General features: G+C 45.7%; 23 protein-coding genes. 15 read left to right on the top strand and 8 right to left on the bottom strand.

The features are described from left to right. Positions 1 to 13 precede the first annotated feature (13 nt). The 9 genes from D0C36_RS08140 (at position 14) to D0C36_RS08100 (ending at position 12112) form a co-directional block, all read left to right on the top strand. Positions 14 to 1228: a hypothetical protein gene (locus tag D0C36_RS08140; RefSeq protein WP_117391403.1), complete on the top strand. Its 1215-nt coding sequence runs from the start codon at positions 14 to 16 to the stop codon at positions 1226 to 1228. 35 nt (positions 1229 to 1263) lie between these two features. After that, positions 1264 to 2352 (top strand): fasciclin domain-containing protein, encoded by a 1089-nt coding sequence (locus D0C36_RS08135; protein ID WP_117391042.1) that lies wholly within the window; start codon positions 1264 to 1266, stop codon positions 2350 to 2352. 13 nt (positions 2353 to 2365) lie between these two features. Continuing rightward, the gene (locus D0C36_RS08130; protein WP_117391041.1) at positions 2366 to 3643 is read left to right on the top strand and encodes a fasciclin domain-containing protein; all 1278 of its coding nucleotides are present in this window, start codon (positions 2366 to 2368) and stop codon (positions 3641 to 3643) included. A 4-nt stretch (positions 3644 to 3647) separates the two neighbouring features. After that, a complete protein-coding gene (locus D0C36_RS08125; RefSeq protein WP_117391040.1) occupies positions 3648 to 4652 on the top strand; it encodes a fasciclin domain-containing protein in 1005 nt (334 codons plus the stop codon). A gap of 31 nt (positions 4653 to 4683) precedes the next feature. Beyond that, positions 4684 to 8001 carry a TonB-dependent receptor gene (locus tag D0C36_RS08120; protein WP_233524449.1) on the top strand — a complete coding sequence of 1106 codons (3318 nt, stop codon included), beginning with the start codon at positions 4684 to 4686 and terminating at the stop codon, positions 7999 to 8001. 20 nt (positions 8002 to 8021) lie between these two features. Continuing rightward, positions 8022 to 10208, top strand: a complete 2187-nt coding sequence (locus D0C36_RS08115) for an IPT/TIG domain-containing protein (RefSeq protein ID WP_117391039.1) — start codon at positions 8022 to 8024, stop codon at positions 10206 to 10208. A 60-nt stretch (positions 10209 to 10268) separates the two neighbouring features. Then, positions 10269 to 10592 (top strand): hypothetical protein, encoded by a 324-nt coding sequence (locus tag D0C36_RS08110; RefSeq protein WP_147321960.1) that lies wholly within the window; start codon positions 10269 to 10271, stop codon positions 10590 to 10592. 140 nt (positions 10593 to 10732) lie between these two features. After that, positions 10733 to 11323, top strand: a complete 591-nt coding sequence (locus D0C36_RS08105; protein ID WP_117391037.1) for an SGNH/GDSL hydrolase family protein — start codon at positions 10733 to 10735, stop codon at positions 11321 to 11323. Between the two features lie 60 nt (positions 11324 to 11383). Beyond that, positions 11384 to 12112 carry an esterase family protein gene (locus D0C36_RS08100; protein WP_117391036.1) on the top strand — a complete coding sequence of 243 codons (729 nt, stop codon included), beginning with the start codon at positions 11384 to 11386 and terminating at the stop codon, positions 12110 to 12112. Here the strand turns inward: D0C36_RS08100 and D0C36_RS08095 are convergent, their stop codons facing one another. Then, positions 12113 to 12475, bottom strand: a complete 363-nt coding sequence (locus D0C36_RS08095; RefSeq protein WP_117391035.1) for a winged helix-turn-helix transcriptional regulator — start codon at positions 12473 to 12475, stop codon at positions 12113 to 12115. A 70-nt stretch (positions 12476 to 12545) separates the two neighbouring features. Between D0C36_RS08095 and D0C36_RS08090 the strand changes: the two genes are divergently transcribed. Next, the gene (locus tag D0C36_RS08090; protein WP_117391034.1) at positions 12546 to 13439 is read left to right on the top strand and encodes an SDR family oxidoreductase; all 894 of its coding nucleotides are present in this window, start codon (positions 12546 to 12548) and stop codon (positions 13437 to 13439) included. A 49-nt stretch (positions 13440 to 13488) separates the two neighbouring features. On the opposite strand, the gene D0C36_RS08085 is transcribed toward D0C36_RS08090, so the two are convergent. The 4 genes from D0C36_RS08085 to D0C36_RS08070 are packed head-to-tail and all read right to left on the bottom strand — an operon-like array spanning position 13489 to position 14899. Beyond that, positions 13489 to 13848: a hypothetical protein gene (locus D0C36_RS08085; RefSeq protein ID WP_117391033.1), complete on the bottom strand. Its 360-nt coding sequence runs from the start codon at positions 13846 to 13848 to the stop codon at positions 13489 to 13491. Positions 13849 to 13869: 21 nt separating this feature from the next. Continuing rightward, a complete protein-coding gene (locus D0C36_RS08080) occupies positions 13870 to 14382 on the bottom strand; it encodes a hypothetical protein (RefSeq protein ID WP_117391032.1) in 513 nt (170 codons plus the stop codon). 48 nt (positions 14383 to 14430) lie between these two features. Further along, positions 14431 to 14634: a hypothetical protein gene (locus D0C36_RS08075; RefSeq protein WP_117391031.1), complete on the bottom strand. Its 204-nt coding sequence runs from the start codon at positions 14632 to 14634 to the stop codon at positions 14431 to 14433. A 1-nt stretch (position 14635) separates the two neighbouring features. Next, complete coding sequence (locus D0C36_RS08070; RefSeq protein ID WP_117391030.1) at positions 14636 to 14899, bottom strand: hypothetical protein; 264 nt, start codon at positions 14897 to 14899, stop codon at positions 14636 to 14638. Positions 14900 to 15097: 198 nt separating this feature from the next. Here D0C36_RS08070 and D0C36_RS08065 point away from each other — a divergent pair, with 198 nt between their 5' ends. Both D0C36_RS08065 and D0C36_RS08060 read left to right on the top strand, forming a co-directional pair. Then, positions 15098 to 15727, top strand: coding sequence for a TetR/AcrR family transcriptional regulator (locus D0C36_RS08065; protein WP_117391029.1), 630 nt, complete (start codon positions 15098 to 15100; stop codon positions 15725 to 15727). Further along, the gene (locus D0C36_RS08060; RefSeq protein ID WP_117391028.1) at positions 15724 to 16404 is read left to right on the top strand and encodes a hypothetical protein; all 681 of its coding nucleotides are present in this window, start codon (positions 15724 to 15726) and stop codon (positions 16402 to 16404) included. The genes D0C36_RS08065 and D0C36_RS08060 overlap by 4 nt, the downstream gene beginning before the upstream one ends. 13 nt (positions 16405 to 16417) lie before the next feature. Here D0C36_RS08060 and D0C36_RS08055 read toward each other — a convergent pair whose 3' ends face one another. Both D0C36_RS08055 and D0C36_RS08050 read right to left on the bottom strand, forming a co-directional pair. After that, positions 16418 to 17101 (bottom strand): ABC transporter ATP-binding protein, encoded by a 684-nt coding sequence (locus D0C36_RS08055; RefSeq protein WP_117391027.1) that lies wholly within the window; start codon positions 17099 to 17101, stop codon positions 16418 to 16420. Further along, the gene (locus D0C36_RS08050) at positions 17098 to 18027 is read right to left on the bottom strand and encodes a hypothetical protein (RefSeq protein ID WP_117391026.1); all 930 of its coding nucleotides are present in this window, start codon (positions 18025 to 18027) and stop codon (positions 17098 to 17100) included. Before D0C36_RS08050 ends, D0C36_RS08055 begins: the two co-directional genes overlap by 4 nt. 150 nt (positions 18028 to 18177) lie before the next feature. Between D0C36_RS08050 and D0C36_RS08045 the strand changes: the two genes are divergently transcribed. Further along, entirely contained in the window at positions 18178 to 18708 is a 531-nt protein-coding gene (locus D0C36_RS08045; RefSeq protein WP_117391025.1) for a hypothetical protein, read from the top strand. An 80-nt stretch (positions 18709 to 18788) separates the two neighbouring features. On the opposite strand, the gene D0C36_RS08040 is transcribed toward D0C36_RS08045, so the two are convergent. Then, positions 18789 to 19736 (bottom strand): glycoside hydrolase family 43 protein, encoded by a 948-nt coding sequence (locus D0C36_RS08040; protein WP_233524448.1) that lies wholly within the window; start codon positions 19734 to 19736, stop codon positions 18789 to 18791. A gap of 91 nt (positions 19737 to 19827) precedes the next feature. Here D0C36_RS08040 and D0C36_RS08035 point away from each other — a divergent pair, with 91 nt between their 5' ends. Both D0C36_RS08035 and D0C36_RS08030 read left to right on the top strand, forming a co-directional pair. After that, positions 19828 to 20817 carry a hypothetical protein gene (locus D0C36_RS08035; RefSeq protein ID WP_117391023.1) on the top strand — a complete coding sequence of 330 codons (990 nt, stop codon included), beginning with the start codon at positions 19828 to 19830 and terminating at the stop codon, positions 20815 to 20817. Between the two features lie 98 nt (positions 20818 to 20915). Continuing rightward, on the top strand, positions 20916 to 23549 hold the full coding sequence (locus tag D0C36_RS08030; protein ID WP_117391022.1) for a glycoside hydrolase family 2 protein: 2634 nt from the start codon (positions 20916 to 20918) through the stop codon (positions 23547 to 23549). Positions 23550 to 23564 lie beyond the last annotated feature (15 nt).

Here is a 23564-nt window from a genome sequence, read left to right as displayed (position 1 = left end):
AAACAAAAAACAGATGAAAAAGCAGTTATTACTCTTATTCTCCATAATAATGGCAGGCACGCTGCTGTTTACCGGCTGCGTTAAGGTTGATTACACCAAGATCGATTCGCCGGCATATCTGCGCGTATTTAATGATCTGCCGTACACGCGCTCGCTTGATGTTAAGGATGCCAAAGTACCCTTCTTCTGCATGATCATCAATCCAACTTTTGATGCCTCTGGCAAAGTTAGCGGCGGCCAGATAGTAGGCGATTTCCTGGATACGCGCGAACCTTATGCGCCGCCATATCCATCGCACATCGGTAGCAGCACATCGGTAAACAATCCCGAGTACCCCGGTAAAGAGAACGTGCTGGTTGGCCCTATCCTTAACGGGTACGATTTAAGCAGCTGGGCGCAGATCCCATCGGGCAAGTTGCGGGTGATGTTCTTGTACAGGCCTAAAAACACAGTGCCATATTTTAAGCTGGAGAACGCTTTGATAGGCGATGTGATGGTAGATACCACGCTCGATTTTTCGGCCAAAGAAGTGTATACCATGCACCTGCTTCAACAAAAATATACCGACTCAAAAAGCAATAAAGTATTGCTGAGGCAGGAGAATTTTCAAAAGCTGCCATTGTCAGACTCACTTAACTACGTAAACTTTTACAATTACAGCGCCGAAGGTTTTGTGGAAGCAGACAACAGCAAAAAGCAGCAACCCATAAACGTTAACAACCTGATGTATGGGATAAGGGATCGTATGGATGTTTACCTTACCATATACCCCAACCAGGATGAGGATGCAAACGCCCGTAATTTGCAGGGCAGAGAGGTAAAGGGTTTCAACGGCCAATACCTTACCACCATGGTGCGCAGTACCACATTGGGCACGCCGGCTACTTATGTGAGCTACCCGCTGTTTCCTGATAAAGCAGCCAGCCATATTACAACAAAAAGCTGGCAGGTTTTTGACTTCTATTCGCCGGGTACCAACCCTACAAACAGCCCCTATTACTTTTCAGATTATGATACCCAGGGCAACTGGGGTACTATCAACTGTATAGCCGATGGGCAGGTGTACGTGAATGGTAACATTGGGCAACGTTTGCCAAATACGGTCATTAACATCCACTCGGGCGTAAATAATCCGCAGTCGTTTGCTTCGGTAAATACCATAGAGGTGGTTAACGGCGCGGCTTATCTCATGACCATACAGCGCAAATACCCAGCACCGCAGTATTAAGCATCATCAAAACTATCAAACAAAAAAGCTTAAACATGAATAAAGCGATAACAAAATACACAGGTAGCTTAATGATGCTGGCAATGCTTTGCTTTGCAGCCTTATTCAGTTCCTGCAAACACGAGAACCTGGAGATCCCCGAGCCTAATGCCAACATAAGGCCGGCCGGAGATTTTATTAAAAACAACTACGATTTTAAACTCTTTTACGCCGCCTTAGAGTATACCGGCATGGCACAGGAGCTTAATGCTACGGGCCCCTTTACTATCCTGGCGCTGTCCGATGCTGCCTTTAACCAGGAAGGGATAAGAACGGTAGCTGATATTCAGAAAATTAATAAAGACACCCTTCGCCGTAACCTGCAGTATCACATACTTAAAGGCCGCAGGTTGCTTGTGGGCGATATACCAACCAACGCGGTTGACCTTCGCCTGCAAACCATGTCTGGCGATGAATTATACGTCTCTTCGGTTACTGCCGATGATAGGTATTTCTTTGATGGTGCCATGGTTACCCGCCAGGATGTTACTCTGGCCAACGGCGTTTTGCATGTGCTTAACAAAATGATGAAGTATCATAAAGGTATAAACGTGCAGAATTTTCTTGAAGGTAACGCCCGTTACAGCATCTATGTTGCCGGCCTTAAAAAATTTGGTTTATGGAATGATCTGGCAGGGCAGGGGCCCTTTACGGTTTTTGCCCCAACCGATAGTGCGTTTAAAGCCAATAACATTACCAAAGCAGATATTGAGGCCCTTAACACCGCCCAATATAACGGGCGCAGGTTGTTTGGCGCTTACATTATGCGCCAGAAACACTTTTTTATATCAGATAAATACGTGTTTAAAAGCAGCGAGTATATCTACTCTATAAATATCCCCGATGATACCTGGCTGGTACGCTTTGGTACAGACGAAGGCTACAACGCCCGGATCCCTTATCCGCAACTGGATCTGATGGACCCTAACGGGCAGTATGGTTTAACATTGATGGGTAGGTATTGGCCCCCTTACAATAACATTTCCTTATTACCTGCAATTGCAGGGTTTGACCACCGCTTAGAGAACGGCATAGTGCATGATATCCCCGGTTTAATGCTATTGCCGCAGCAGGCTGCTAACTAAAAAACTGTATTAAATGAAACAGATAAACACATTTATAAAGCGCACCCTGCCGGCATTAGTATTAGTGCTACTGTTTGCAGGTTGCCAAAAAACGGAATTTATCCCCCCGGCCGAAGGAGAGAAGATACCTTATAACCCCGAGGTTAATAAAGACCTTAACCAGGTATTGAGCCAGTCACCGTATACCATTTTTAACGCGGCCTGGAAACGGAGTACCATTGCCGAAGCACCGGTTAAAACAAACGCAAAATACACCTTGCTTGTACCTACCGATGCAGTAATGCAGGCTGCCGGTTACACGGCTGATGCTATCAGTAAAATGGCTGTTAATGATGTGGATAGCCTTGTATCTTATTATACCATAAGAGTAAAACTTACCAAGGCCGATCTGCAACTTAACGGCGCTAATTTAGAAGGCGTATCCCTGCATCCACGGGCAGATCTGTTAACTAAGGATGGCACGGTAAACTATAACGCTCCGTACTACTATCGCCACTACCTGGGTATTGATGGTAATAAGTTGCTGGTAAATAGTATACCATCGGGCGATGCCGATGCGGCTATCGAGGCAACAAATGGCTCGGTATTTCCTATCAGCCGGCTTATCCCTGTGCCAACCAAAAGTTTTGTGGGCGCACTTGAGGCCGATCAGCGCTTCAGCATGTTCCTGGAAGTAACGCGCCGCACAGATCTGGAGCACAATAAGCAATACAATGATCTGTATATGGAGAATTACGGCTTTGAGCCTGGTGATGATTACCGCCGCAAGCTATATCCTACAGAGTTCGATATCAGGCCCGGAGTATCGGTACCAATAACCATGATGTTTGCGCCAACCAACGATGCTTTTAAAGCAGCAGGTTTTAATACGGTTGAGGATGTACTGGAATGGAACAAGCGTGCTAAACCAATGGAGTTTGACTGGAACATTGGTGAACCTACCGATGCCGGTTTCCCGAGCGATACGGTTTTAAATTACCACTGGGACTTTGGCCGTCAAAATTTGCCTTATACCAACATGGGTAAAGACCCCGCACCAAAGCCAACCTTATTTTTTAGCAACGATCTGAGGAATGACCTACTGGGCAATTACCTCATTAACTACGATGTGAATTATGTAAAGTACCTGATGCCTTACACTTTCACAACAACTGCCGATAGTAAGGTGCAGATGCAGATAAAAGGCTCTGCCGCTACACCGGCTACCGTAACAGAAACCATCAACACCCTGATGGGGCCTATCCACGTGGTTGACAGGCTGCTTGTTCCCAAAGATTTTAAAATGAAATAAACAGATGAAGCAAAAAAATATATCAAAACAAATTACCGCCGGGCTGCTGGTGTTGCTTGCTGTAACATCATTTACGTCTTGCAAAAAGGATGATAAGGTTTCATCTGTAGATAACAACAAAATAAACCTGGTAATTGCCGATAACTTTAACCTATCAGCATTTAGTGCAGCTTTAAGGTTAAGTACTTTAGATAAAGAGTTGCAGCAAGGTGCAGGCCCTTACACTATAATGGCCCCGTCTGATGCTGCTTTTGCCACCGCTGGTTATGCCGATGCAAAGGCTGTGTTATCGGCAAGTCCGTCGGTGATTGCACCTATGGCCCGTTACCATATTTTTGATGGTAAGTATGAGCTAAACAAATTGCCATTTCTGTTTAACCAGGAGTTGCGCTCGCGCGGGGGAAAAATGTTTGCTACCCACTGGATAAAGAACGGAGATACCATATTAACGCTTAACGGATCGAGAGTAGTGGCAGAGAACCTGCCTACATCAAACGGTATTATCCAGGTAATAAACAGGGTGCTTACTCCTTATGTGCACGATAAGCTTGGCGATGCTGTAGCTGCCGAGAGCGAAGTAACACTGTTTACCCAGGCTTTGCAAACATCGGGCGTACTGGCAACAATAAACGGCGCCGGGCCATACACCATTTTTGCACCCAATAACGCAGCTATGCGTACCATGGGTTACCAAACGGTACAGCAGGTGAGCCAAACCAGCCCAGCTGTTTTAAAGGAGCTGGTTAACTATCATATTGTGCGCGACAGGCGTTTTATAAACGATTATGTACTAAGCACCGGATCTACCAACGCCAGCCGCCAGGCCATGTTAAATGATAACCTGGTGAACATAACCCTTACCCCCGATTTTTCTGCTCCCGGAACTTTCAACGGCATAACCTTGCGCGGTATTGGCAATACCAGCGATGTAAGCGTTGTGAAGCAGGATATTTTAACCGGTAATGGTGTATTGCATGTGATAAACGGAGTGTTGAAAATTACCCAGTAAAGCATCTCCCACACAAAAAAGACAAAAAGAAATGAAAACAGATATACAAGAAAGGCCGGGCCAAAAAAAGGCGCTGCGTGGGCGCTCCATGCTTAAAGCAGGCTTAAAAGTACTCGTGTTATGCTTGCTGCTGATGAGCAGTTTGCGCGCATTTTCGCAAGAAACAAGCGGCTCGTTATCGGGTCAGGTAAAAGACGCAAAAGGCGGCACTTTACCGGGCGCCACAGTAGTAGCTTTACACACACCATCGGGCACACGCTATGCCATAGCCACCGACGGCGACGGGCGCTATTTTTTAAACAACCTCCGTATCGGTGGTCCCTATACGGTAACCGCCTCATTTACGGGGATGAAAACGGAGAACAGCACCGATATCAACGTACGCCTGGGCGGCACACAGGTACTTAACTTTACCCTTCAGGATAATGCACAGCAACTAAGTGCGGTAAACGTAACGGCCAAAGTAGCCCGTGGTCCGCGCGCCAACACCACAGGGGCAGGCCGCAACATTACGGCTAACGAAGTGCGCAACACCCCAACGGTAAACCGCAGCATTACCGATCTGACGAGGTTAACCCCACAAGCCAGTAAAGACAATAGCTTTGGTGGTACCAACTTTAGGTACAATAACGTAACCATTGATGGTGCCATCAATAACGATGCAATAGGGTTCTCGCCATCATTAGGCGGGCAAACCGGTACCTCTGGTATGGCTGGTAGCTCAACACGTACCAACCCATTATCATTAGACGCAGTAGAAGACATCCAGGTATACCTGGCGCCGTTTGATGTGAAGATAGGTAACTTTACGGGTGGTTCTGTAAACGCCGTAACCCGCAGCGGTACCAACACAGTAACCGGCTCGGTTTATGGTTTTGGCCGTAATGCTGCCGTAACCGGCAACGATAGGGTAGGCTCGTTGGGTAAAATGAACAAGGAGTTTGAGGATTACCAGGCCGGTTTCCGCGTGGGTTTCCCAATTATCAAAAACAAATTGTTCTTCTTTAGTAACGAGGAGATTACCCGCAGGCAAGACCCAACGCAGCTTTACGTAGGAACACAGGAAACAGCCCACATCCTGAGCATAGCAGATGCCAACGCAATAAGCGATGCTGCCAGGAGCCGTTATGGCGATATATTCGACGTAGGTACTGCCGGTGTTTATGTTAATAAAAGCAGGTCGACCAAGTTCTTCAACAGGCTGGACTGGAACATTAGCGATAAGCATCAGTTAGCTATTCGTAACAACACCATCTTTAGTAAAGCTACAGTGATGGACAGGGATCAGCAAGATTTCCGTTTCAGCAGCATGGCTTATGAGCAAACCAATAACCAGAGCAGTACAGTTGCCGAGTTGAAAAGTCGTTTCAGCAATTCGCTATCAGGGAACGTTGTCGTAGGATATACCCAGGTAAATGATAAACGCGATCCGCTGAGCGATCCAAGTTTGCCACAGGTACAGATCATGGGTAACACGCCGGGTACCACCATCTACCTGGGTACAGACAGGGAAGCAAGTATCTTTAACATGAAACAAAAAACATGGGAAGTAACCGCCAACCTGAATTATGTGACTGGTCGCCATAAATTCTTATTCGGTACGCATAACGAGCTGTACAATATCAACTACGGCTTTGTGAACGGCTGGAACGGCAGGGTAGATTACCTGAGCATCCAGGATTTTCTGGATAACAACCCATACCGGGTACGCGGTTCATATAACTACATCAATAACACCCGTGAATACATTCTGGCTAACCCGGCGGCAAAGTTCAACGTGAACATGTACAGCGCCTACGTGCAGGATGAGATACGAGTGAACGATAAACTGCAGATAACCCCGGGCTTGCGTGCAGATATTGCCTCGTTGCCGGATATGCCTTCCCTGAGCGACAAGATCAGGAGCATACAAGCCGATCCTTATTTTGGCAACACCTATACCTACGCTCCATTGAACAGGATCAACAATAAATTCCTGAACAAAGTGCAGTTATCGCCAAGAGTAGGTTTCCGTTACGATGCATTGGGCGATAGAAGCCTCATCGTCCGTGGTGGTGTGGGTTTATTTACGGGGCGCATCCCATTCGCGTGGTTAGCATACGCTTACTACAATACCGGCAACAGCTATGGTGCGGTTGATCAGAAGGCTGATCAGCAACCCTTTGCACCGGGTAGTGATGCCATTAAACCCAACCCTAACGGCATAGGCAACTTTGTGCAGCAGAACGGCGCCGTTATCAATAATCCTAACAGCGGCAAAACACAGGTAGATCTGGTCGATAACGGTTTTACTATGCCGCAGGTAATGCGCAGCAGTCTGGGTGTTGATTATGAGACCACCAACAAATGGAAGTTTACGCTGGAAGGTATCTATACCAAAACGGTAAAAGATGTAATGTTCCAACAACTGAACACGCAGGATAACCCATTCTATTACGGTTATGATAAAAACAGGCAGCAGCCGGTTTATAAAGGCACGGTAGATTCAAGATTTTCCAATATTTATTTGCTGAGCAACACCGGGCAAGGTTATCGTTACAGCATCACCGGTAGCGTGGCCAAAACTATCGATAACGTAAACATTACTACAGCCTACACCTACGGCCAATCAAAAGATCTGAGCAACGGCGTACGTAACTCAATGGAGAGTAACTGGCAGTTGAACCAGTCGCTGGTGCCTAATAATCCAACACTTGCTTACAGCAACTTTGATATCCGCCATCGTATCGTATCAACTGTCAGCTATAACAAGATGTGGAAATCGGCAGGCAGGACAAATATTACGCTGTTCTTCTCGGCACAATCAGGCACCCCATTCACATACGGTATCGTAAACAACAGTATCCAGGGTTTACCACAGCAGGTATCACTGGCTTACATCCCGCAAAGAGATGAGGCTATCCGTTACTTTCAGGACGTAACCGGCGGGCGTACGGCGGCAGAGCAGGCACAGGCGTTCAATAGTTTTATTGATGGTAACAAATACCTAAGCACAAGAAGGGGGCAGTTCACTGAACGTAACACGGCCCGTACACCATGGAACCTGCAGGCAGACCTTCACCTGTCGCATGATGTGTTTGTAAACAAAGAGAAGAGCCAGTCAGTAAGCATTACGGTTGATGTGATGAATATCACTAACCTCATCAACAAAAACTGGGGTATCCAGTACTTCTCGCCAAATACATTCAACTCAACCAGCAGCGTGGGCTTAACACCTACGTTGTTCCCGCCGGCGCAAAACAGCGGCAACTGGCCGGTATTTACGTTTGATAACCCGGGCAAACCATACAGCATAGACTACTTTGCATCGCGCATGCAGATGCAGTTTGGTGCCAGGTATACTTTCTAATAAGCGCAATGATATCATAAATGAAAACATTGAAAATGAATAAATTCAAAAAATGGAGTGCCGGCGTATGTATGCTGCTGGCGCTCCTGGTAACCTTTAGCGCCTGTAAAAAGGACAAGCAGGAGAACGGCGGCGGCACCAATGTTGAAGCAAAGGTGACCAGCTACTACCCAAATAGTGGTAAAGCAGGTACACTGGTTACTGTAGAAGGCCAGGGTTTCGGCACATCAATAAACAATTACAGCGCAACCGTTAGCGGTAAGAATGCTGATGTGATCAGCGTTACCGATAAGGCGGTGGTGTTACGTATCCCGGCTGATGGTATTACCGGTAAGATAAGCCTTAAAGCGGGCAGTAAAACCTTTGATGTAGGTACTTACACTTATCAGGATCTTTCGGTTAAAGATGTATCGCCGGCCAACGGCCCTGCAGGTTCGCAGATAAGGATCATTGGCGAAGGTTTCTCGAGCACAACCACCCCGGCTGCTGTTTTAATTAATAACGTGGCTGCATTGGTGGTTAGCGTTAGCGATACGCTGATAGTTGCCGAAGTGCCAAAAGATGCAGGCTTTGGCCCAATAAGCGTTAAAGTTGATGGTAAAGAAGCTGCCGGCCGCAACTTTACCTACCAGGCTATCACAACCATGAAACCCCTTACAGGTGGCGCCAACACACGCGTGGTACTTACAGGTATTGGTTTTGAAAGCGTGGCAGCAAATAATAAGGTTGATTTTAATGGTAAAACTGCAGCCGTTGTTGAAGGTACAGATAAGCAATTAGTGGTTTTAGCACCCGATGGGGTGGCTACCGGTCCTTTGTCTGTAACCATAAACGGCCAAAAAATAACCGGTCAAACCTTTACAGTTGTTGGCAAGCCGGTTATCAATACGGTATCGCCATTAAGCGGCCCTAAAGGCACGCAGATGACCATACAGGGTGATATATTCAGTACTGTACTTGATGAGAATAAGGTGTATATCAATAATGTAGAAGTGCCTGTAAAATCGGTAACAGCAACAGCAATTACGCTTACTATTCCGGGTGGTACGGGTTCCGGTAATATCAGGGTAGTGGTTAACGACCAGGCTACTACAGGCCCTGCATTTAAAGATCAAACTTTAGGTATAGCGTCGCTTACGCCTGATAATGGTTTGGCAGGTACTACCGTGACCATTACCGGTACCGGTTTCAGCACCAATGCATCTGAAAATAAAGTTTACTTTAATAATGTACTTACCTCGGTTAAATCGGCCACTGAGACCCAGTTGGTGGTTGATGCCCCGGTAAACCTGAGTACAGGTATAGTGAAAGTAGCGGTAGGTGGTTTAGAAACTACCTCACCACAGATATTTAAACGTGCAGGGGTAGTAACGCTTGCCGGTGGCCCAACCACTTCTGTTTTTGGCCGCTTACAAGGCATTGCGGTAGACAGCCATGATAACGTTTACGCTACTGATGCCGGTACAGGGTTGGTTAAGAAGATAACTCCGGGTGGCACTATAACTAACTTGCAGGCAAATGGTACCGATATACATTTCTCATCTCCAAACGGAATTTATATAGATAGCCAGGATAATATTTATGTGGCAGACCAAGGTGCTTCGCAAGTAAGAAAAATAACCCCTTCAGGGCAAAATACGGTATTTACGGGTGGTTTCCAGCCGGGCAAAATAACTATGGACGCAGCCGGAAATATGTATGTGGGCCTTGCAGGCTTTGGCGCCGGCATGAACAAGGTTACACCTACCGGCAGTTATACAAAAGTAAATGGCCCGGTTTGGTTAGCATCAAGGCCGGCAGTTGATGCTGCTGGAACTATTTATTACTCAGATAATGGCTTAGATGGTGGTACCGGTATTCACAGAACAATCCCGGGTGTTAGTACAACTTTGTTTGCCGGCCAATATAGTAGTGGTGGCTATGCAGATGGCATAGGCAGGGCTGCGATGTTTGATGGTGTATGGGGCCTTGTATACAACAGCGAAAACCAATTAGTGGTTGGCGAGCGCAATAACCGGGCAATACGTTTAGTTAACCCGGCTACAGCTGCTGTAACAACTATCCTTAAAGCCAGTTATGGCTTTACCGATGGCACATTGGCAGAAGCAAAGTTTGCTACCATAGAAGACCTTGCAATAGGTAAAGATGGCAGCTTATACGTATTAGATGGTGCAAACAATGCTATACGTAAAGTAATATTGAAATAACAACGTCAAAGCAGGCGTTTGCTTTTGGGCGCGCCTGCTTTTTTAATTAAAAATCATAAAATGCAGGGCATTAGTGATACGAGGCACAGGCAGTTAGTAGATGCCCTGCTTCAGTTAGAGAATGTGCTTAACGATAGGGGGGGCGCACCAAAAGATATAGAAAAAGCGGCAGACCATCGCAGGCAATTGATAGAGATGAAGGCCAATTATGATCATTTTGTTTCGCAGTTAGCACAGCAGATAGATGCCTATTTTGCAGAGTACGAAAAGGCTAAAGTGAAATTCCTGGGTGTAAAATCGCGTGAGTTAAAAAGGCAAATAGCCCGCGAAGCCAGGATGTTTGAACTGCATAGAAATAATGGCTACAAGGGTTACGGTACGTAATGTTATATAAAAAGTTTTTTAAAGCTCACGGAAAGGCCTGATTTTTATAAATTTGCTTCACAACATCCGATAAGGAGAGCCAAAAGCCTCTTAGGTAACTAAGAGGCTTTTTTTGTTTACAACAAAAAATACACAAACCCATGTTTTGGTACGAGGACGACATAAAACGTTTAGAAAAGCAGCGAAGCCAACTCATATCGCAGCCGGCCACCTTGTTTTATGGCAGTTCGTCTATCAGGCTGTGGCAAACTTTGGCTAACGATTTTGCGGATCATGCACCAGTCAATCTCGGTTTTGGTGGTTCTACACTGGCGGCATGTACCTGGTTTTTTGACAGGGTGATGGAAGGTTACCAGCCTCAGCGATTAATTATCTACGCCGGAGATAATGACCTTGGCGATGGCCGCCACCCCGAAGAGGTTTTCCTGTTTTTTCAGCAGCTGGCTGCAAGGGTGCAAAAGCGCTTTGGTGCGTTGCCTTGTTATTTTATATCGCTTAAGCCAAGTATGGCGCGCTGGCACATGGCACCGCAATTCCATTTTACCAACAAGATCATTTCTGAAGAGATTGTCGCCAACCAGCCTAACTGGCATTTTATAAATATTTACGATGCCATGCTGAATGCCGATGGCCAGCCCGACACTTCTTACTACGATAGCGATGGTCTGCATCTTACCCCAAAAGGTTATGCGCTTTGGGCGCGCATCGTTAAAAGCGCGTTAAATAGTTAACCGTATTATCACCCTTAATTAACATTAAACGGAGATATTTCGCTAAATTTAATTGTGGCGATGCATAGAGAATATCACCGGTGGTACAGCGAGCGTTTGGGCCGGGATATGGAGTTACTTGTTTTCGGCCACTCGGGCCGGGTGGTGTTATTTTTTCCGCCGCGGCTGGGCCGCTTTTTCGATTACGAGAACTGGGGCATTGTGGCCGCCCTCGCCGATAAAATAAATAACGGTTACCTGCAGCTTTTTTGTGTGGATAGTATTGATGGCGAAAGCCTCTACAACACCTGGGCGCACCCGCAGGATAAGATAAACCGCCACATACAATACGAAGAATATATTTTAAATGAGGTGCTGCCGCTGATGCGCACAAAAAATGCCGACGGTGATTTCGGCGTTGCCGGATGTAGTCTTGGGGCTTATCATGCTGCTAACATCGCCCTCAAGCATCCCCATCTGTTCAATAAACTTATCTGCATGAGCGGGCGCTATGATCTTACCCGCTCTGTAAAATACTTCTACGATCTGTTTAATGGCTACCACAGCCAGGATATTTATTTTAATATGCCCCGGCAGTATATGGCCAACATGCATGATGAGCAGCAGTTGCAGCAGATACGCGGGTTAGATATTCTCTTAGCCATCGGTGAGAACGACCCCTTTATTCAGGATAACTACGAGTTTAGCGAGATATTAGGCTGGAAAGGCATGCACCACCAATTTTACACCTGGAACGGTTACGCGCACACCCCGAGGAGTTGGCGCAAGATGGTAGGTTTGTATTTGTGATTATATTCTCACTTTCCCCATATCCTTAAACGCCCAATCAGCCATAGCGCTGATAACGGTTTGTAAGCCCTTGCCGCTTTCTGTAAGCGTATAGGTTACATAGGGTGGCACCACGGGTTTCGCTTCGCGGATAAGGAGTTTATCGGCCTCTAATTGCTTCAAATGCTGTATGAGCATTTTCTCGGTAATGTGGGGCATGGCCTTTTTTATTTCGCTGTAGCGTTTGCTGCCGCTTAGCAGGTGATACAGAATAATAGGTTTCCAGTGGCCCCCAATTTTACTCATCACATAAGTAACAGGACATTCGTTTAAAACTATCTCGCGGTTGGCGTTATAGGTTGAGTTTTCTTTAATTGCTGTCATACATACTTTGGGGTAAGTACTTGTAAAAAAGTAAGTGCAAATATACCTTTGGTGTATCAAAAATCAAAATATGAAATACGTTATCACCGGGTCGTTAGGCAACATCAGCTTGCCGGTTACCCAAAACTTAATCAAAGCCGGTAACCAGGTTACCGTTATCAGCAGCAATACAAATAAACAACAAGCAATAGAAGACTTGGGCGCGACAGCCGCCATCGGTTCGGTAAAGGATGTTGGTTTCTTAAGTGATACTTTTAAAGGTGCCGATGCAGTTTACCTGATGGTGCCGAATGATTTCAGCATTGCCGATTACGCCAAATTTCAGCGCGTAGTGGCCGATAATTATGTAGCTGCCATCCAAACCGCAGGTGTTAAGAATATTGTATTGCTAAGCAGCATTGGTGCGCACCTGCGCAAAGGCGCAGGCCCTATTGATGCGCTGGGTTACCTGGAAGAAATGCTTACTGCCGTTGAAGGTTTAAAGGTGAAAATTCTTCGCCCTTCTTACTTCTTTAATAACCTGTACAGCATGGTAGGTTTAATTAAACATGCAGGTATCATCGGCAACAACTTTGGTAATACCGAAGAGAAGCTGGTTTTGGTTGATACAGATCATATTGCCGAAGTAGCCACAGCGCAATTGTTAGCTCCGTTTACTGAGGATGCAACCATCACCTACATCTCAAACGATGAGCGCCAGCCAACTGAAATTGCAACTATATTAGGCGCAGCCATCGGCAAGCCTGATCTGCAATGGGTTACTTTCTCTGATGAGGATGCTTACCAGGGATTATTGCAGGCAGGCATAAACGAAAGCTTTGCCGGTTTGTACCGCGATATGGGCCATGTACTGGCCAACGGCACCATGCAGGAAGATTACTGGAAACACGCACCTGCTAGCAAAGGATTACTTAAGCTGGAAGATTTTGCTAAGCGATTTGCAGGAGCATACGCGGCAGAATAATTTCCGATTTTAAAAGAAAGCCCTATAGCAATGTGGGGCTTTCTTTTTCTCAAACATCTTCCCAGCCATCAGCCTGCGGGTCGTATTTGGCAAACTCGCCGGTGTCGGTTAGTTCTGATGCTGCCATGCCGGCTTCAAATATCGAATCCTGGTCAAAGCCCGAGTTAAAGTACAAGGCATGCTGTGTAAGCAAAGCTGTGATGTTATAATCGGGATGGCGATATTCTATTTGCTGCGGTTGTTCTGTAACTATCTCATAACCGTAACCGGCCATGCTCTTCTTAAGCGAATTAAATTGTTTATCGGTAAACGGGTGCAGGTTATCGTCGCCATCAAAAAAATCTTCGTTATCAGAACTTTCTTCCAGGTTCCGGGTCTGGATGGTGTGCAGGCGGATATCGTAACTCATAAGGTTTGGTTTAACGATGTGTTACATCATTGATGATAAAAACGTCAAAGCAATAACGATCAGGAAAATATTGCACGATGCTTTATAGGGGGATTTTCTGACGAAAAGCACAACAGCCTCGATGATGAGCAAAATGGAGCCGATGCCCAACGTATAAGCTATGCCATATACCACCAGGAACGCGCTGCCCATACCACTATCTAACGTTGATGCTGCAAATAATATCGCGATGATGGCAAAAACTACCCCTATCCTTATCAATAGATGTTTTAGCCAGCTGTCGTCTTTAGGATTTCGGGTAGATGATTTTTCATCCTCATCCATCATCGCAACAAAACTTTTGCTTTTATAAAGACCGATAAAAAAAGGCAGCAACCCCAACGTACTCAGCGGACTCAATACAGATAGCACCATCCTGCCACCTGCGGCAAAGCCATCGCCGGTAAAAAATAATTCGGGATACCTGCGCATCACCACCTCGTATAAAAACTGGATGACAAGGCTTACAATGGCTAATCTTAATTTGTTCTTCATAAGGTTAAGGTTTGCTTTTGGCCACAGGGGCCAAAAGCATCTAAAAAGTTATCTTATAAAAGGCAATATCTCGTTATAGGGCTTTTGCATAACGCTGCCGTATAGTGATAAAAGAAATAATAAGCCTACCGCCAGCAAAAAGAGCGGTTTGTACCTAAACTCGTTACCTTTTTTACGGGCATGCCTGTAGTATAAATAAGTACCACCCAGGTACAAACTGGTAAAAGCCAGTATTAAATAAGTTACTTGCATATTATGATTGTTTTTGGTTTACGGTGATGGTTTTATAAGCCACAAAAAGGCCTATCAATAAAACGAGTATGCCGGTACCGGTTTGGGTAAGGTACTCTGCAACCCATGCTATAAGGATGGCTACCACGCTTATTTTATTATTGGCATCGGGCAAAAAGGCTTTGCCCGTAAAAATGTAAACGGCCATTGCTGTGAATAACGAAAGCCATATTAATGCATACACATAATGCAGTGGGTTTTTGCTGATAATTGCTGTTTTAGTCATGGTTTAAGGTTTTAGCAAATTGACTGATTATCTGCCGCTTCAGCTCCCGCTCACAGGGTTATAACAAAATAGTCACCAAATGGTGACAAACTTTTTTATTTTTTTATTCTTTGTTTAATTTTAGCTGTAGAGCTGCAGTGTTTGCACGCTGCAATAATGCTACTTTTGCAGCGTTTGGGCTACGGCCACTACTGATAAATGGAAAAGGAAGAAACTACGGGCGCTGTAAGGAACAGGGAGCAAACCAGGCAGAAATTCCTGGCTGCGGTGGGAGAAATACTTACCACCAAAGGTTTTGCTGCGCTTAAAGTTAACGATATAGCAAAAGTTGCAGGCCTCGATAAAAAACTGATCTATAACTACTTTGGCGGGCGCGATCAGCTAATAGACGAATACATTAAACTAAAGGATTTCTGGAGCAATGTTAAAGGCGAACAGGCCTCTGTTCCTATCAACAATGGCGGGGCCGCATTTGTTGAAGAAATGGTGCTTTCGCAGTTTGATTATGTGTACCGGGATGAGGCCTTTCAAAAGATACTGCTATGGAGCCTGAGTGAAGAACGCGGCGCGCTTAAAAAGCTGATAGAAGCCCAGGAAGCCAACGGCGAATTGCTATTGCAAGGCATTACCGATCCGCATTTCGGCGAGCGCTCGGCGCAGTTTCGTGCGGCAATGGCAGTTATTATTTCGGGTACCTATTACCTCGATCTTTTTTCTAAGTACAACGGCACCACTTTTTGCGGCATCGATGTAAACGACGAGGCCGGCCGTGCCGAGATCAAAAAATCCCTCTCGTTTTTGATCAGATCTATCTACTCGCATCTATGAAAATAATCTATTCTTTTATGCCCATAGCGTGCATTGCTACGCTTTTACTGTTAGCATCCTGCGGCGGTAGTGCCGATAAACCCAAAGCTGATTCAGTAACGGACACTTTAGCTGTAGTACCTGCGGCATCGCCATCACCTGAAGCGGATACCAGCGCCGAGATAAGCCAGGCGCCCAAAGCCGATACGCTTAACGAGGTAATGGACGCCAATGAGATACGCCTCAACGGCAAACTGAAACGCTATTTCACTACAGCACAATTTGAGACCGTATTAGGCAAGCCGGATAGCACCCGCTTACTAAGCGACCTGGAACCCTGTACTACCATTTTTGAAGAACCTGAAGGCAAGGTAGACCCACAGGCCAGATATTTTTATAAAAACGGATCAGTCTACGAAACCAGCAAGGGTAAAGTTGGGATAGAACGCATCAGCTTTACTCATGGCGATTTTATTACTTATCGCGGAGAGGTGCTCAATGGCAAAACTACGCTTGCCGCTCTTCAGAAGCTCTTCCCAATTGCGGTGAAGAACATAGGTGTACTAAATGTACATGGCGAAGGCAAACTGCAGGTAGTAACGCTGCGCGAGGACAAGAACAATATCTCCGATGGGCGTATAGACATATTTATTAAAGAGGGCAAACTTTATTATATGGAGTGGTGGTTCCCGTGTTAAGGGGAGTGCTGCTTCAATCTAAATTTAACAGATCAATAAGGCGGCTGCCAACGCTTTCGCCTTTCATTTCTTCTTCTATCTGTTCAAAACCGCCTTTGGCTACGCTGGCTTTGATGTGGCCGTTTTTTAAGTAATGCAAATGATCGCATGAATCATTCAGCGTTGAAAATATATGCGACGACATGATAACGATCTTACCGAGTTGTTTCAGCTTAGCGATGATTTCTTTGATAATAAGATTGCTGTGGATATCCACCCCGTTGAAAGGCTCATCTAAAATAAATACCTCATTCTTTTGGATCAGCAGGCCGGTTAAAGCCAGCTTCTTCTTCATACCGGTAGAATAGTTTTCGGCGTATTCGCTAAGCGGCAGGTCGAATATGTTGCTGCTTTTAAAGTCGGTATTGGTAAGGTTTCGGGCGTTGCTCAGTAGTTGCAGATACTCTTGGCCGGTCATCTTTGAGAAAAAGAACAATTCTGTAGGCAGGTAGCCGGTTACATTTTTCAGGGTGCTGCCGTCATAACTGATGGTGCCTTCAAAATCTTCTAACCCCGCAATACATTTAAACAGGGTTGTTTTGCCGGCGCCATTTTCTCCAACAATACCATAAACTTCGCCCTTATTAAAAACGAGGTCGATGTCGCTCAGTACTTTATGCCTGCCGTAATATTTTGAAAGCGATTGGATATTGATCATTTAAGTGTAGAAGTTAATTTTTGTATAGCACGGTTATAAAAAAACGGGATAACGAATAATAATAACGGCGGGATAATAATACCGATACCCGCTATTATAGTAGCGGGCAGGGAAATTTGCTTAGGGTAGCCGGTATATTTTAAAAGCACGCCGGCAGTCATATACAGTAATCCGCAAAAACATATTACTGCCACTACCCAGGCCTTTGCCGGGAAGCAGGCACAAAGTACAATGGCCAAAGGCAAACTACTGATAAAACTATACCGCAAAGCTGTTTTTATCTTTCCGGTAAGAAATTCTTTTGGCGATTGCGCATGTATCCAAACATAATATGATGGTTCGGTGGTTGAATAAAAATTCATGCAAACCAGCCAGCAGAGCAGATCCAAAAACGCACCCAGGTAAAAGTTACCCACAACCACAGCGATCGCGGTGACAGCATATATCACAATGAAAGCGGGATAATATTTCCTGAAACCGGTGGTAAATTCAAACGGCTGTTTTGAAAAAGGCGAGGGAATAACAAAGGCCGACCTGCTAAACTTGTTGTAAAAAGAACAAATTAAACTGCCCGTAATTGCGCCCGTAGCACAAATATAAAAGCCGCGTACCACCAGGAAAATCACAAAAGGAAAAACCAGCAGCAGGTTCTCCAATAAGCGCAGGCGGGCGTAGTTGGTTTTGGTATAAATGTTCTTAAGAAAGTCGTTGCGTCGGGTCTCACTCAACTGCAGCACCATGAACAGCGCGGCGGCGGCATAATAGTATTGAAAATAAGCAATACGGCTAAACAGGGTTTTAGAAAGCCAGAAAAACAGCAAGGCAGCCAATACCATCCCAAGGTAAGGATTCATGCCAAAATCCTTAATTGATCTTAACAACCGTTTGTACTGCAACCCGAAATAGGCAGGCATTGCTCCGTTCATTTGCCAAATATAGTATTCGATGATAAACCTGGCTGATTTTACACAAAGAGTTGGTATGCTTAATTTCTTAACAAAAGCTTAATGCAGGGTTTTGTTGCATAGCGTGTTACACTTGCGTAATGGTAATAAACTAAGCACAAACAAAAATCCATGAAAAGAAAACCTTATCCTTTGGTAATGGCGCTTGCCGCTTTATTACTTGTTACTGCCTGTAAAAAAAACAATACCGAAAAACCTTTTATTGAGGATAAAAACCTCACCTCGTGCCCCATTGGCGGCAACTGCCAGTACCTGTTTACCGAGCATGCTGACCTGGGCGCGCAAACTAATTTCATTCCCGGCGACTACCGTTTGTTTTGGTACCACAGGGCAACTGCCGGTGTAACTACAAGGGCTTACCTCAAAACCCCAATGCAGGGCGATAAATTTGAGCTGAACAAAACAGACTTGCTTAACGGTAAAGTAGCTATTGAAAGCGGCTGCCCTACATGCTTCAGCATCCCAATGGTGATTACCGATGGTTACGTTAAAGGCATCAACACCACACCAAAAGCCCGCGCCGACCAGGCCGTATGGTTGATCGAGGCGAAAATCATCCGCACACCTGTTGATAACCCGGGGGCTGTTTCTGATACGCTTAGCTTTAAACAGAAGTTTACGCCAAACTTCATTTTCGACTAAAACGCCTTTAAATTTCAGTATCTATAAATTGTGACCGGAGCTTGGCGGCTAATGCTGCTAAGCTCTTTTTATTTCTCAGATTATTTCACTTGTAAAAAGCGGAAGCTCTTGCTGTCAACCACAGGTTTGCCACCCACAAATTTAACCGATACAATGGCAGTTTTACGCGGATCTACTTTGCTGTTGGTGTTATGGGTATGCAAAACATAATGCAAGTTCCCTTGGGCATCTTTAAAGAAATCACCATGGCCGGTGCCGTTTGCGCCGGTATTTTTACGGCTGATGATTGGGCTGTCCTCAGCCTTTTTCCATGGCCCTAAAGGCGAGGCAGCTGTAGCATACCCCACAGCATAATCGATATTATGAAAATCATTAGCCGAGTAGAAAAGATAGTATAAACTGCCGCGTTTCATTACCGTTGGCCCTTCTGATACCGGCCATGGTGCGTTTTCGGTATTCTCCCAGGGCAGTTCGGCATGCAGGCATTCTTTGGCGGTACTTTCGTCAATATCCCATGTTTTTGGATTGATGCGGGCCACAAAAATGCGGTTGCCGTTTTGCAGGCGTACGTGGTACAGGTACAGTTTGCCATCAGTGTCCTTAAACACAAAAGGATCAATCTGCTTGCCCGGGCCGGATACTGCTACCTTATTCTTCTGCACAAATGGCCCCAGCGGGCTATCGCTTTCCGCAATAGCAATATGCTCGTCGGCAGTGTAGGCCATTACATATTTGTTGTTGTATCTAAAGATCTGCGGAGCCCAAAAGCCTTTGGTGCCATAGCTGTCGCCCTTTAATAAGGCATGGCCGCCACGTTTGCCTGCGGGGCCTGTCCAGTTCTTCAGGTCGGTTGAGCGGTACACCCAAAATCCGTCTTTACTGCCCGTTCCGTACAGGTAATAGACACCTTTTTCGGCAAATATGGTTGGGTCGGCCAGTAAAATGGTATCACCTGTTTTGCGGGCCTGGGCATAAATACTTAACGAGGATGATATCAGCAGGAGAAATATGGCTAAAGTCTTTTTCACGGTACGTAATTGGTTGGTTGTGCGATAAATGTAGATAATTTTAATAAATGAGATATATTAGTCTTAACTGAACCTGAACTTTATCTGATAAATGAAGAAAGACAAAATATTCGCCGGTTTCTTAAAAACCATTTGCTGGCACGATAATAAGATTGTTGATTGGGCATCCGGGGCGGCTTACAATTTAAAGGGCGAGAGAACCAATTTTGGATATACGCCAGATTTTGGTGACCGGGCAATATGCTCAGCCAATGGCGAATATGCTTTCGTTTATAAAAGGCTCGGCACAAAAGAGCTGTTACTTAAAAACGGGAAATTATTAAGAGAGATCAACAGGCCATACTATTGCTCAGACGCATACGAGTATCCGGCAGCCTTTGTAACTATCGGCGCGAGAACCTATCTCATCCATTGCCCTGTTGCCTATAATCAGCTCGATTTTGAAGATGCAGAAACAGGAGAACTGGTTACGAATATCTCCGGCAGGAATCCTGACGACTTTTTCCACTCGAGGCTCGAAGTTAGCGCCGGCGGGAAGTACCTGCTCGATAAAGGTTGGGTTTGGCATCCGATATATCGCACCGTGATGTTTGATATTGAAGCCTGTTTAAGGAATCCGTTAATGCTTGATAATCCTCAGCTTGAACCCAAACCTTTCGGTGAGTATTGCACGGCCTCTTTTATAGATAACAGCACAATAGTTGTCGGCTCATCTGATGAAGTTCAGGACGAAGAGGATAATTGGTTTCCTGCTAAACATATTGCCGTTTGGGACCTGAAAACAGATAAGCTATCAGAACCGGTAAAAGTAAGATCTGAGTTTGGAAACATCTTCGCTATAAGTAGCCGTTACGTGTGGGATATGTACAAGTACCCCAAAATAATAAATGTGCAAACAGGAGAGGTTGTTGACGAGGATACCGGTGTAAAGGGCAGTCTGGAAAGTTCGCCTATGACGGGCAATTCTGATAATTATCCGGCAATTGCATTCAATCGCCATACAAAACAGATCGCCGTGCAGGGAGATGAAGAGATCATTGTGCTTACGCCGGATGAGGCCTTCTTGTCTGCAACTCTGTAGCTGCCCTGTAATATTGCTTTTACATAGCCCTTTTATCATCCCTTCATTGCAAATAAAACCCCTTCACATGTATCTTAGGGCCGAAAAACTGATCTGCTATGAAAAACAAGGCCTGCCGTTTATTATTCGTATTGTTATTTGTTCCGTTTTTATTGAGGGCGCAAAGCGAGACAGAGTTAAACAGCGGCTGGCGATGCAGCAAGGCCGAAGAAGTAAAGGCAACAGGCAGCCAGATAAGTACATCAGGCTACGATCTCAACAATTGGATGCCTGCCACCGTGCCGGGTACCGTACTAACCACTCTGGTGAACAACCATAAGATGCCTGATCCCTTTTTCGGGATGAATAGCAGGCAGATCCCGGATATTTATGATAAAGGCAATGCTTATTACACTTACTGGTTTGTAAAAGACCTCAATTATAAAAAGCCTGCGGCAGGCAGGGCCGTGTTCCTTAACCTGCGTGGCGTAAATTACAATTGCGAGATCTACATCAACGGGCAAAAACTAAAGGCGAGTGCATGCGATGGGATGTTCCTTCGCCAATCACATAATATCACCTCATATTTAAGAGCTGACGGCAACAACAGACTGGCCATTTTAGTTCATCCTGCACCGGTGGCGGGCAAACCAAACGGTGGCCAGGGCGGCGATGGCACCATTGCCCGCAACGTGGGTATGCAATACACCGCCGGCTGGGACTGGATACAACCCATCGCCGACCGCAATACCGGTATCTGGGACAAGGTGACTATTCAGGAAACCGGAGCCGTGCGTATCAACGAACCGCATGTAGTTACGCTGGTGCCGGGTGTGCGTTTGCCAGGAGAAAAGCAGGATGCTGCCATCATTAAAACCACTGCCGAGCTGCAGAATACATCCTTAAAACCTATACAAGGGATGTTGAAATACTGCATTAACGGGCAGGTGATAACTAAAGCTGTTACGCTGGCGGCAAACAGTACCACTGAGGTGGCCTTGCCTGCGCTTACGGTTAACAACCCCAAACTTTGGTGGCCAAACGGTTATGGTGAGCAATATTTATATCCGTCTGATTTTGAGTTTATCATAGGTGGTAAAGCAGTATCAGACAAGCGCAATGTGCAGGTAGGCATCCGCCAGATAGATACCAAATGGAACGAGCTGACTCACAGCCGCCAGATAGCAGTTAACGGGCAAAAGATATTTATAAAAGGCGGTAACTGGATCATTTCTGACGCCATGCTGCGCTTTACCGATGCGCGTTACGATGCTGAGGTACGCTACCACCGCGACATGAACCTGAACTTAATAAGGATCTGGGGTGGTGCCATGATTGAGCGACCGGAGTTTTATGCCGCCTGCGATAAATATGGGATGCTGGTTTTCCAGGATTTCTGGATGTCGGGCGATGCTAATGGCCGCTGGACGGACCCCGCTAAGAAGGACGACCAGTGGACACGTCGTAAATATCCTGACGACCATTCGCTTTGGTTGGAATCGGCGGCAGACCAGATCAAAATGGTGCGCAACCATCCATCGCTGGCTATATGGTGTGGTGGTAACGAGATAGCCCCGCCCGATGATATCCTTACCCAACTGCGCGATGTGCTGATGCCAAAACTTGATGGCACACGATGGTTTATCGATTACTCCAACTCCAGCCAAATGTCGTACAATACCGAGGGTGGCAACGGCGACGGCCCTTATGGTATACAGGATATCAATACCTTTTGGCAGCACAAAACCTATCCCTTCAATTCGGAAGTTGGTTCGGTAGGGGTGGGCGATTATGAATCGCTGCTGCGTTTTATCCCGGCGGCCAATTTGAAAGTTCCGACTTTTGATGGTAAGAAAGAAACGGTTGATTCTGTGTGGGATTATCATAAATACATAGGTTACCAGGATTTCCTGAAACCTTACGGCGAACCGGAGAATGCACGTGACTTTGCCATGAAAGCCCAACTGGTGAACTATGACCAGTACCGCGCCCTTATGGAAGGCTTCAGCGCGCACATGTGGGAGTGGTATACCGGTTCTATCATCTGGAAAACCCAAAACCCATGGACAGCACTACGCGGGCAGATGTACGATTACTACCTGGATGCAAATGCCTGTTTGTATGGATTAAGGAGCGGCTCAGAACCTTTACACATAGCCTACAATCCGGTTGATGGTAACATAACTACTATTAACAATGGCTTCCGCAACGCCAACAACCTGATGCTGGTGATAAAAACGTATGATATGGCAGGTAAAGACTCTCTGCTGAGCCAGGCATTTATTTCGATAGGTGCATCTTCGTACCAAAGAATACAATCTGTTAAGCGGGCTGTTGATGCCCTGCGCAAAAAAGACGGCGTATTCCTGAACCTGCAATTATTAAACGAGAATAAACAGGTGCAAAGCACTAATTTTTATTGGCTGCCCAATACCGATGGGGAATACTCAGGCTTAAAGGAAATGAAAAGAGCCAGGCTGAATGTTTCCGCAAAGCAAACAGCAGCAGGCAAAGTTGAAGTAACAATTAGCAACGCCGCCAATGCGCCCGTTGCGTTCTTTAATAGACTGGCTTTGATCAGCACAACAACTAAACAACGCGTATTACCTGCTTTTGCAAGCGATAATTATCTATCTATTATGCCGGGCGAAACCAGGAAAGTAACTATTGATTATCCGCAAGGGGTAAAAGATAAACTGCAGCTACAACTTTACGGCTGGAACGTTACAGAGCAGATCACCGATATCAACTAAACAAGAAGAGCGACC

The organism is Mucilaginibacter conchicola, from assembly GCF_003432115.1.
GTDB lineage: Bacteria > Bacteroidota > Bacteroidia > Sphingobacteriales > Sphingobacteriaceae > Mucilaginibacter > Mucilaginibacter conchicola.
This window is presented reverse-complemented; position numbering and strand designations above follow the sequence as displayed.